Annotated in this window: 6 protein-coding genes and 1 pseudogene; 3 read left to right on the top strand and 4 right to left on the bottom strand. The window is 69.4% G+C overall.

The annotated features are described in order from the left end of the window. Nucleotides 1–527: 527 nt before the first annotated feature. The 3 genes from OHU89_RS01725 to OHU89_RS01735 form a co-directional block, all read right to left on the bottom strand. Nucleotides 528–3,728 (bottom strand): amidohydrolase family protein, encoded by a 3,201-nt coding sequence (locus OHU89_RS01725; RefSeq protein WP_405639129.1) that lies wholly within the window; start codon nt 3,726–3,728, stop codon nt 528–530. A 145-nt stretch (nt 3,729–3,873) separates the two neighbouring features. Then, nucleotides 3,874–4,515: a Rid family hydrolase gene (locus tag OHU89_RS01730; protein WP_405639131.1), complete on the bottom strand. Its 642-nt coding sequence runs from the start codon at nt 4,513–4,515 to the stop codon at nt 3,874–3,876. Next, nucleotides 4,512–6,104, bottom strand: coding sequence for a flavin monoamine oxidase family protein (locus OHU89_RS01735; protein WP_405639133.1), 1,593 nt, complete (start codon nt 6,102–6,104; stop codon nt 4,512–4,514). The genes OHU89_RS01730 and OHU89_RS01735 overlap by 4 nt, the downstream gene beginning before the upstream one ends. A gap of 826 nt (nt 6,105–6,930) precedes the next feature. Here OHU89_RS01735 and OHU89_RS01740 point away from each other — a divergent pair. After that, nucleotides 6,931–7,136, top strand: a pseudogene (locus OHU89_RS01740) (transposase); the annotation flags it as partial. Between the two features lie 890 nt (nt 7,137–8,026). Beyond that, nucleotides 8,027–9,226, top strand: coding sequence for an RNA-guided endonuclease InsQ/TnpB family protein (locus OHU89_RS01745; protein ID WP_405639135.1), 1,200 nt, complete (start codon nt 8,027–8,029; stop codon nt 9,224–9,226). A 152-nt stretch (nt 9,227–9,378) separates the two neighbouring features. Here OHU89_RS01745 and OHU89_RS01750 read toward each other — a convergent pair whose 3' ends face one another. Next, nucleotides 9,379–9,819 carry an Lrp/AsnC family transcriptional regulator gene (locus tag OHU89_RS01750; RefSeq protein WP_266898467.1) on the bottom strand — a complete coding sequence of 147 codons (441 nt, stop codon included), beginning with the start codon at nt 9,817–9,819 and terminating at the stop codon, nt 9,379–9,381. A gap of 124 nt (nt 9,820–9,943) precedes the next feature. Here OHU89_RS01750 and OHU89_RS01755 point away from each other — a divergent pair, with 124 nt between their 5' ends. Then, entirely contained in the window at nt 9,944–10,879 is a 936-nt protein-coding gene (locus tag OHU89_RS01755) for an SMP-30/gluconolactonase/LRE family protein (protein ID WP_405639137.1), read from the top strand. Nucleotides 10,880–11,156 lie beyond the last annotated feature (277 nt).

Consider the following 11,156-nt stretch of genomic DNA (forward strand, 5'->3'; position numbering starts at 1 on the left):
GAGCCATCGACGAGGACGCGCCCCGCCGGCTCCGGGATGCGTACGAGCACGTCGTCAAGCACCTGGGTGAGCCAGATGATGAAGCTGACGACTCTCCGCCTGCTGCCAATGTCAACGGCGCGCTCCACTGAGACAGCCCCTTTCGGGTGACCCAAGCCCGCTTTCCCGCAAGGGGGAGCCGCCTGCGGGCCCGGCCTTCGTCTTTGCCGCGTTTTCCGCATCGGGGCGCACCCCCGCTCGCCTCCAGGCCACGAGGCCGCCCCCGCGCGAGGACGCGTCCAGGAGGGGAAAGACGCGGACCCTCGCGCCAGCGGCCGCCTTCATCGCCGACCCAGGGCGGCGGCCGCCACTTGCCGGCGATCCCGCTGCTGTCTTCGTCGAACCGGCCGATCCTGACGATGCCGTCCCCGTGGCCGACATCGCCGTGGGAGAAGAAGAGGCTTGATCAGTGGGTACGGACCGCAGTCTGACGCGCCCATGCGCCGGGGGTGGTCGCCAGCGCCGCGGGGCCACCCCCGACCCCGCGATCAGAAGTGGGTCTCCGGGTCACAGCATCCCTCGCGCCGCAGTTGGCGGCTCACGTCCAGCCACTCCTCGGCCGACGGCGCGCTGGAGGAACTCGGGGCGTCGAAGGCGTCGACCAGGTCCGCCTGCTCGAAGAGCACGCCGCCGCGCAGCACTGCCACGGTGTTGATCAGGGTGTCGAAGTCGGTGAAAGGGTCGCCGTCCACCACGGTGAGGTCGGCGAGCTTTCCCTCCTCAAGGGTGCCCAGGTCCGCGTCTGCGCCGAAGACGCGGGCGGGCAGCAGTGTGGCGGTGCGCAGCGCTTCGGCCGGTGAGAGGCCGGCGCGGTGCAGTGCGCGCAGGGCGAGGTGCAGGTGCAGCCCGACGGGGACGAGTGGCTGGTCCGTGCCCAGGGCGAGGTGTCCCCCGCCTGCCAGGATGCGTCGGTAGATGGCCAGCTCCCGGTCCAGCGTGGCTAGTTGGGCGGCTGTCGGCGGCTGCCCGGCCTGCTGTTGGACGAGCGCGGTGTCCCACGGTGGCATGAGGGTCCTGACGCGCGGGTCCCGCGCGAGCGCGGGGTCGGCGCCCAGCAGGGGCAGCGCGGTGAACGGAGTGGCGACGAGGTGGAAGCCGGCCCTGGTGTAGATCTCCTCGACGTCTTGGTGGGCCCGGCCCGTGGCGCTGGTCGCGTGGCCGAACTCCAGCCGTTGCGTGGCCTGCAGATGGGTCGTCAGGTCGTGGCCGAGCTGTACGCCCGGGGAACAGAGGTGACTTCCGCTGCGCACGCCCAGCCGGTGGTGTGCGAAGTCGGCGGCCTCCTTCATCACCCAGCCCGGGGCGCGTACGTACGTCTTCACGAAGTCCCAGTCCAGCGCGGCCCCTCGCGCCAGCGAGCGGCGCAGGCCCTCGCGAGTGCGGTGGGCGCGGCCCATGCTGTAGGCGACGCGCGCGCCGTCGAGCAGTTCGCCGGTGGCCAGCAGCCGGGGCCCGGCGAGGGCACCGGCGGCGACCGCCTCGCGGATACGGGCCTGTTCGTAGGCGAAACCGCCCAGCGAGACGGCCGTCGTGATGCCGTACGCGAGTTGGAGCGCGGTCTGGCGGCCGCCGTAGGTGGTCTGCCAGGGGTGGGTGTGCGCATCCCACAGGCCCGGGATCACGGTGCGGTCGCTGGCGTCGACCCGCCGTACGGCCGGGCGGCCGGCCCGGTGGGGGGAGAGCGCCGCGATACGGCCGTCGCGGATCACAACATCGATGTCCTCGTGGATGTCCGGCCCTGTGCCGTCCCAGAAGAGGCCCGCGTGCACGACGGTGTCGGCCGGCCGCGGTCTGCGGTAGTCCAGCGGGACATGGACGCTACGGGCCTTGCCACTGCCGATGTCAACCAGGCGCAGGGTGCCCGCGGAGAGGTAGAGCAGAGTGCGGGCGTCCGCGGACCAGGACGGGTGGTCGGCGGGTTCGGTGGTGAGCGGGCGAGGCTCCCCGTCGGGAACGCCGTCGGGGCGGACCGGCAGGAGCCACAGCGCCGACTCGGCGACGACGGCCATCCAGCGGCCGTCCGGGGACCAGACCGGGCCGGAGTCGTAGCGGTCGGAGAGCGAGGTGTGCGGGGCGAGGGCATGCAGGGCGGACTTGCCGGTGGAGCTGTCGACGACCCGGATGAGGTTGTAGCCCTCGCGGAAGCGCTGGTTGAGCCGGTTACGGTCGCACAGTGCGACATACCGACCGTCGGGAGACCAGCTGGGGCGGCCGGGCAGCCCACCCGCGCCGAGCGGTGCGGCCAGGATCCGTTCGCTGCCGTCGGGCAGATCGCGCACCACCAGGTTGCCGGACATATCCAGACAAGCCAGCCGCATACCGTCGGGCGAGAGGGCGGGAAACACCCGGCCGCCCTCGGCGAGCACGGTCTCCGCGCCGGAGTCGAGGTCGCGGCGCCTTACGGCGAACAAGCCGTCGCGGTCGTCGGCGTACACCAGGGCCGTCCCGTCGGGTGTCCATGTAGGTGCTGACACGTACCGCGTGGCGGGCGCTTGGAAGACCTTGTGAGGCGCGCGGCCGCCGGAGGTGGCGGCGGTCCACAGCGCGTTGAGCGCGGCGAAGGCGACGCTGCGGCCGTCCGGGGACAGGGCGGGCAGGTGCAGCGCGCGGACGGGACGGGTGCCGGAGCCCTCGAAGTCGTACACCTTGCCCCGGTAGCGGGGCCGGTCCACGGGCATCGTGGCCGTGAACGGGATCTCCTCGCCGTCACCCGGCGCGGCCGGGTCGACCAGGCGGAAGTGCCCGTCGACCGTGAGCAGCAGCCGCTCGCCGTCCACCCAGCGGGGCGGCGCCGGGAGGAGGTCGCCCTCGACGGCGACCGGCTGCCCGTCCACCACAAGGGTGCTGGAGGCGGCGGGCTGGGCCGTGGTGCGCAGGTAGGCAAGACGGCCTACGGGCGAGACGGCGGGAGTCATGAGCTGGGCGCCGGAATCGTCGGTGAGCTCGGTAGCAACCGGGCCCGTGCCGTCGGCGGCCACCGAGGCGACGGTGTTCGCGCGAAGGGCGCCCGTCCCGGTGACAGCGGCACGCACGAACAGCACCCGCTCGCCGTCGGGCGCCCAAGTCGGATCGAAGTCCTCCCAGGCACCGCCCTGATCCGGGCCCTGCTGCCCGGGGCGCCCGGTGAGCCGGGTCAGCGTGCCGGTGCGCACGTCAAGGACCCAGATGCGGTACGGGGAGCCCGTCACCGTGTCGCCGCCGCGCTCGGACGCGAACGCGATCCGGGTGCCGTCCGGCGACCAGACCGGACCGCGGTCGTCCCACGGCCCGTCGGTCAGCTGCCGCGGTCCGGTGCCGTCGGGCCGCAGGGTCCACAGATGGAAACCGCCGCCGCGGTAGGCGCATACGACGAGACTGCGGCCGTCGGGTGAGAACTGCGGGCGGGTGGGTTCGAGGCCGGGAGGGGTCAGCGCGACGGCGGTGCCTCCGCGCCGCGGCACGGACCACAGCACGTTCTGGATCTCGGCGACAAGCCGGTCACCGGAGGGGGCGAGGGTGGCGGAACCGCCTGTGGCGGCGGTTAAGGAGAGGTTTGTCGTACGGGACGCCGCGAGCGCGGCCGGCGCGTCGACGACGGCGGCTGCCGCGGCAACAGCGGTGGCGGTGGCGGTGGTCTGGAGGAATCTGCGGCGGGAAAGCGGCACAGAACGGGGGAAGTCTGCGGCGAACGGGGTGTCTTCGATGCTCAAGGAAGCTCCCGGTGCACGTGGGGGTTGACCGGACAGAAGCGGCAGCTGAGGGGCAACATACGGGGCGGAGCCCGACCGAGGGCCCCGCCCCGTGCGGTTCTCGGCAGGTCTTCACGGGCCGGCGCCGCGAGGACCGCCGTACTGGTCAGCGCTTCTTGTACGCCGCGGTGACCTCGACCTCGACGAGCCAGCCCTTGACGGCCAGGGACGCGACCTCCATCGTGGCCCGCGCCGGCCGGGCCTTGCTGGCGAGCAACGGCGGTTTCGGGGCGGAGGTGCCCATGGGTACCGGCACGACCTGATGCGTGGCCAGGTCGATGTTGGCGAAATACTGCCGGTACGCGCGGTTCCAGCCCGCATAGTCGGCGGTCTCGGCGCCGGGCGCCTTCATCAGGTAGCACTTCATCGTGATGACGTCGGCCGGGGTGAGCCCCGCGGTCTCCAGGTTGGTCCTGATATTGCGCAGCACGACGAGCGCCTGCGCCTCGGTGATCGTGACGCCTTGGGCGCCCTCGGTGAGGGACGGGTCGGTGTAGCGCTCCGGAGTCCCGTCCGGCGCCGACGGGTTGAGGGCGGAGGGGCCGAGACCGCTGCTCTGGTACACGGCCACTTCTGCGCCGGTCGCCACCCCGTTCGCGATCGCTGGGTTGGACTGGCCGTCGGGCAGCAGGACACGCACCTCCTTCGGGCCGGGCCACCAGCCCCGGGCGTCGGCGAGCGCTGTGCCGCCCGTGAGGAGCGAGGCGGTCAGGGCTGTACCGATGACAACCCTCGTACGCCGCTTCATGCTGCCATCACCCTCTCGTGGATGTCGGTCACGACCTTGCGGGCCGAACTGAACGCGCCGTGCTGCCAGGCGATGACGTGGCTGAGCCAGTCCCCGGCGAAGTACACGTGCCCTGCGGGCTGGTTGAGGAGCGTGTACTCGGGTCCGTTCTGCGAGGGCCAGCCCACCCAGCCGGCCTCGATGTACGGGGTGCGGTGCCAGGCCACGCTGAAGGCGTGGTCGAGTTCGGTGCGGTACTTCTCTCCGTGGATCTTCACCCCGCGGCTCACTGCCCGCGCCACGCGCTCCTCGTGTGGCAGGGTGCTGTAGGCAAGGGCGTTGGCGCCGAAGTTGTAGTAGCCGATGAGGGTGCCGCGCCGGCCGAAGTAGTCGTACGACGGGTACCAGATGGTGGCCAGGTCGGCGTCGGTGGGCGTGATCCCGCCGTAGATGTGCTCGTCGGTCTCCCACCAGCGGCTGCGGTACTCCAGGCCCACCTTGCCGACGGGTGTCGGACTCGGGTATTTCAGCGCGCTGGTGACGTCCGTGCCGAGGTTGTGCTTGATGCGGGCCATGACCATGGGCGGTACGGCGGCCACGACGAAGTCGGCGTGCCGGGTGCGGGTACGGCCGCGGGCGTCCTTGTAGGTGACCTCGGCGCCGTCCGGCAGGTTCCTGACCTCCAGCGCCTCGGCGCCGTAGGTGATGCGGTCCCGGCCGATCGCCTCGGCCAGGGCGTACGGGATGGCGTCCATGCCTCCCACCGGCTGGAACATGAGCATGGCCTGGTCGTAGCCGAACTCGAAGGAGAAGCGCTGGCCGACACCGCTGGCGATGACCTCCGACAGCGAGGGCACCGGCCCCAGCACCTTGCCCTCCTCGAAGGCGGCGCCGGGCTCCACGGAGTAGCCCCGACGGTCGGAGCCGGTGTAGGCGTAGCCGTCCGCCTTGCCCTTGATGGCCCCGAAGTTCTGGAGGAAGGCGATCAGCCGCTCCTTGTCGGCGGCGGTGAGCCGCGCGTCCAGGGCGCCCTGGTCGGTGGCCTTGGCGAGCAGTTCGGAGACATAACCGTAGACGTCGGCCTTCGCGGTGCGCCAGCGCATCGGCTGTCCCGCGAGGGCGGCGCTGTTCTCTTGGTAGATGTAGGCGTTGGCGTTCTGGTTGGTGAACACCTCGACGGGGACGCCCAGTTCACGGCAGTACTCGAGCGTCACGTGCGACTGGGGCAGCCGGGCGGGTCCGGCGTTCATGTACTGCCCCTTGGAGAACGACGCGGTCTGTTTGCGCCCGTCCAGATCGGTCAGCGAAGTACCCCCGCGCACCGTCCAGTTGCGGCCGCCGGGCCGGTCCTTGGCCTCCAGGATCCGACAGTCGTAGCCGGCCTTGCCAAGTTCGTACGCGGTGGCCAGGCCCGCGATGCCACCGCCGAGCACCAGGACCTTCCTCGCACCGCGCCCGCTGAGCGCGAAGTCACTCTTGCGCGGCGCCCGGTACTCCGCAGCCCGCACCTCCGGCACCGGCGCGAGGCCCAGCGCGCCCATCGCCGAGTACAGCACCCCCGCACCACCCGAGACCCCGACGGAACGCAGGAAGTCCCGCCGAGATGCCATGGATCTCTCCGCAGCCATCCGCTCCTCCTCACCCGCGCCCGCGACCCGGACGCGACATCCGATCAACCCGGCCTTGTGGGGGGCGAGTTGTTGATGTGACCGGCAGTGCCCTACGAGTCTTCGTCAGGAGCGTTACAGCGCCATGCCGATGACGTATCCGTGGCATGAGCATGCGAGGCGCTCGGGACGCGCGGCGCCAGATCACCGTCCTGACCGAGCGGCCGAGCCCTGCGGACAACCGCGCCGGCGAGGCAGCCGCCTCGAACGACGGCGGACCCTGCGTGCGGTGGCGACGGAAACTCGGGGGCGGATACGTCTCAGCAGGCCTGCGGATTCAGGACATTGGACTAACGGACTGAATGCGCCGCTCGCCGCTTCATTCATGAAGTCCGCGTGGCTGACTGGCTCGCCGAGAACGGACTTCCGGCCGTTCGCACGCTGCCCGGTCGAGCAGTCGCTAGAGGCCGCGGGTCGCCCAGTGACAACCGTGCCCGGCACAAGTGCCTTGCCGTCCTGACGCCGGCCAGTGATTCTGGGCAGGTGCCAGGACAGGGAAAAAGAAGACGGCGGCAAGAGGACGCACGGCAGCGGCTTGCTGCTCGCCACACGCCGGACGCGGGACAGTGGGAAGTGGTCGTTGAGACTCGGGACCAGACGGAGATGCGTACGCGGTTGCGCCGCCTTCGGGAGGCAGGAGTCGACGAATCGATGATCCGGATCGACACGCTGTGCGGGCGCCTGACGCTGCCGACCACCTACCGGCTGAGCCGTTTCGTGACAGGACCCGCGCGGGAGTCCGAGCACGAGCACTCTGATCATTGATTTTGTGGCAGGCCGAGGTGAGTTGACGGATGCGACGTGGGAGCGAATAGAGCCCCTGTTGCCACGCGTGGATGGGCGTGGCCGTCCGTGGCGTGATCACCGGCAGGTGGTCAGCGGGGGCTGTGGCGGCTGCGGACCGGGGCTCCGTGGCGCGGTCTGCCCGAGCGCTACGGCCCCTGGCAGACCGCCTACGAGCGGTTCGCCAACCGGTAGACGGACGGGACCTGGGCGAAACTGATGGAACACGTCCAGGACCGCGGTCGCGCATCTCCACCCAGTCCACCACTGGGGCATTGAACCCTCCCGAGGTGGCCAAAGGCGAGTCTGCATGCGCCACTCAGTCATGACAGCCGCCTCGGAACGACCCGCCGGACATACCGCAAAAGCACATGGAGACGGCGGTATTGCCTATGTGCTGAGAGGTTACAGAGGCGCCAACTCCACCCTGCCTGCGAATCGGCCACCCACTTGATCGGCGAGCCAATGGACGCGGGCGATCTGGTCGCCGTTCCGATTCCGGACATGCACGTGGACGGTGTGGTCCTGCGACGGCTCGTCCTGGTAGAGGTCCGGGAATTCACTGTCAGCGTGAGGTAAGCGTACTTCTGCGAGATCGCCTCCAGTCCCGCTTCGGGAACCGCGGGCCATGCGTTGAGATCCCATCGAACAGCCGCGGGATCTGGCCCCAGAGCAGCGATGAAGGGCTCAGCACGGTCTAGCGGACGACCCCAGTCGAACACTCGGATCGGCAGGCAGTCTGCTGGGTTGTCGCCGGCCTCCGACGAACCGTGCGCCTCACCAGCCGCCGCCCGCCACTCGAGGTCGGGCAGTACGTGACGTACTTGCGCCAGGACATCCGGCGACCTGATCACGGCTTCGAAGTCGACCTCTCCCTGACCAATGTCTGCCATGCCCAGCAAGGCACGCACCGCACGTATCGCTTCATCGGAATCTTTCGTGGATACCCCCGGCTTCAGCCGGGGGAGGAAACGAAACACCTGCCGGAGCAGGGCACAGAGGTGGGATGCGCCGCCAGGGCGGATCCCAGTGCCCTGACCGGCAGGTTTGATCGCTCCCTGCGGTCTGGCTAGGTTGTGGGCGTGGCCGTGCACCCTGCGAAGCGGGCGTTCAAATACCGCTTCTATCCGAGTGATACGCAGGCAGCGGAGCTGGCGCGGACGTTCGGTTGCGTCCGCAAGGTCTACAACCTGGCACTCGCCGCCCGTACCGAGGCATGGGCACAGCAGGAGCGGGTCAACTACAACGCCACCTCCACGATGCTGACGGCGTGGAAGAAGACCGAGGAGCTGGCCTTCCTCAACGAGGTGTCCTCGGTGCCGCTGCAGCAGACGCTCCGGCACCTGCAGAGCGCGTTCACCCACTTCTTCGCCAAGCGCGCGAAGTACCCGCGCTTCAAGTCGCGGAAGACGTCGCGGAAGTCGGCGGAGTACACCACCAGCGGGTTCCGTATCCGGGATGGCCGGCTGACCTTGGCGAAGATGACGGACCCGCTGGACATCGTGTGGTCCCGGCCGCTGCCCGAAGGAGCAAAGCCGTCCACGGTGACCGTGTCCCAGGACCCGGCCGGACGCTGGTTCGTCTCGATCCTGTGCGAAGACCCGGCTGTGAAGCCGCTTCCCGCCACAGACGCGGCGGTCGGCATCGACGTCGGTCTGGACCACCTGCTGACCCTCTCCACCGGGGAGAAAATCGCCAACCCTCGGCATGAGCGCCGTGACCGGGCCCGATTGGCCAAGGCGCAGCGGGAGCTGTCCCGCAAGGCCAAGGGCGAGGGAGCCAACCGCCGTAAAGCCCGGCGCAAGGTCGCCAGGATCCATGCGCGGATCGCCGACCGGCGCCGGGACCTGCTCCACCAGCTGACGACTCGGCTCGTGCGTGACAATCAAACGCTCGTGATCGAGGACCTGACCGTACGCAACATGGTCAAGAACCACACGCTCGCCCGGGCCATTGCGGACGCGGGCTGGCGCGAGTTCCGCTCGATGCTGGAGTACAAGGCCGCCTGGTACGGGCGGGAAGTGATCGCGGTGGACCGCTACTTCCCCTCCACCAGGCTGTGCTCCGTGTGCGGCAGCGTGCGGGAGAGGATGCCGCTCAGCGTCCGTGCCTGGACGTGCGGGAACTGCGGGATAGCCCATGACCGGGACGTGAACGCGGCGAAGAACCTTCTGGCCGCCGGGCTGGCGGCGACGGTCTGTGGAGCCGGTGTAAGATCTCAACGGAGTTCTCCGGGCGGGCAGTCGGCGACGAAGCAGAAACCCCCACGGCGCGAGCCGTAGGAATCCTCCTCGTTCACGAGGAGGAGGAAGTCAACCCGGAACCATAAGACGGCACTCACAGACCCGCCCGAGCGGGTTCTGACCTACCTCGCATTTGTCAGGACCGGACGAGTGGCCGCTGAGGTCCGGCTCTCTTCGCGGACGGCCGGGCTTCAGGCTCCCGTCGGCACCGCTCTCTCGAAGAAGGTCTCCAGGGCCACGGTCGCCTGGGTGCCGCTGACACCCTCGATTTCGTACAACCGGCGCAATACATCCTGGAGTTGCTCGGTCGTCCCGGTCCTGACCTTGACCAGGACCGATGCACTGCCCGCGATGACATGGGCCTCCTGCAACTCGGGGATCGCCGCGAAGCGCTCGCCGGAGTCGCCCATCCAGGCCGATGAGTCGACCATGACGAAGGCCAACACCCCACTGCCGACCGCGGCGGGGTCCACCTCGACCGTCGTACGCCGGATCACCCCCGACTCGCGCAACTTGCGCACCCGCTCATGGGCGGCGCCCGCGGAGAGCCCGACCGCCTTGCCCAGAGCGGCGTACGCCTGCGCGGCGTCCTCCTGCAGCAGGTTCAGCAACTTCCGGTCCACATCATCCACGACGCTCTCCTCCGAACCAGTTCCACCCCATACCCTGGATTGAGCATATGACATCCTGCAATACTCCTATCGCGCAGGATGAACTTCAGAGCATGCACCTCAGGACGAATGAAGGAGAACGGACATGGCCACCGGCCGTCCCGCCCTGTACGAAGTACTCGACGACAGGTTCCGTACGGAGAAGTGCACCGCGGGTGATCTACAACTGGAGACGCTCCACGTGGGCTCCCGCTGGGCGGAGGGGCCGCTGTACATACCGGCCTGGCGCCAGCTGATCTGGAGCGACATCCCGAACGACCGGATGCTGCGCTGGGACGAGGCAACCGGCGCGGTCAGCGTCTTCCGCTCACCGGCGGGCTACTCCAACGGCAACACCCTGGACCGCGAAGGCCGTCTGATCACGTGTGAGCAGGGCAACCGCCGGGTCACCCGCACCGAGCACGACGGCTCGGTGACCGTGCTCGCCGACCGCTACCGGGGCAAGCGGCTCAACAGCCCGAACGACGCGGCCGTGAAGTCCGACGGCTCCATCTGGTTCTCGGACCCGGACTTCGGGATCACCAGCGACTATGAGGGCCATCGCACCGACAGTGAGATCGGAGCCAACAACATCTACCGGATCGACCCCGATACCGGCGAGGTGCGGCTCGCGGCCGACGGCTTCGGCGCCCCCAACGGCCTGGTCTTCTCACTCGACGAGAGCGAGCTGTACGTCTCCGACACCCGGGCCGGCCAGATCCGGGCCTTCGAGGTACGCACGGACGGCACCCTCTCCGACGGCAAGGTCTTCGCCGAGAACAACGGCGCGGGCGGCGGCCGCTTCGACAACATCCGCTTCGACGACCGGGGCCACCTGTGGACCGCGGCCATGGACGACGGAGTGCACTGCTACGCCCCGGACGGCACCCTCCTGGGCCGCATTCTGGTGCCCAACACGGTCTCCAACATCCGCTTCGGCGGCCCGAAGAAGAACCGCCTCTTCATCACGGCGAACGACACGCTCTACTCGCTGGTCATGGGAGTCAAGGAGGCGCCGCGACGGTCTGTGGAGGCGGTGTAAGACCTCAACGGAGTTCTCCGGGCGGGCAGTCGGCGATGAAACAGAAAACCCCACGGCGCGAGCCGTAGGACTCCCCCTCGTTCACGAGGAGGAGGAAGCGAATTGATCTCCTCTGTAGTCGCAACCGATGCAGCGATTCCAACGGCGAGATGTCGTCACCGCGGTTGCTGCTGTTACCCGACCGGAGCGCTCACATCTCCTGCTCCAGATGCCGTGACGGCCAAGAGCTCCCCGAGTCAGCGCCTCGAACCGTAGACGGCGCCAGGGACGTCGCGGC

The organism is Streptomyces sp. NBC_00019, assembly GCF_045041015.1.
Classification (GTDB): domain Bacteria; phylum Actinomycetota; class Actinomycetes; order Streptomycetales; family Streptomycetaceae; genus Streptomyces.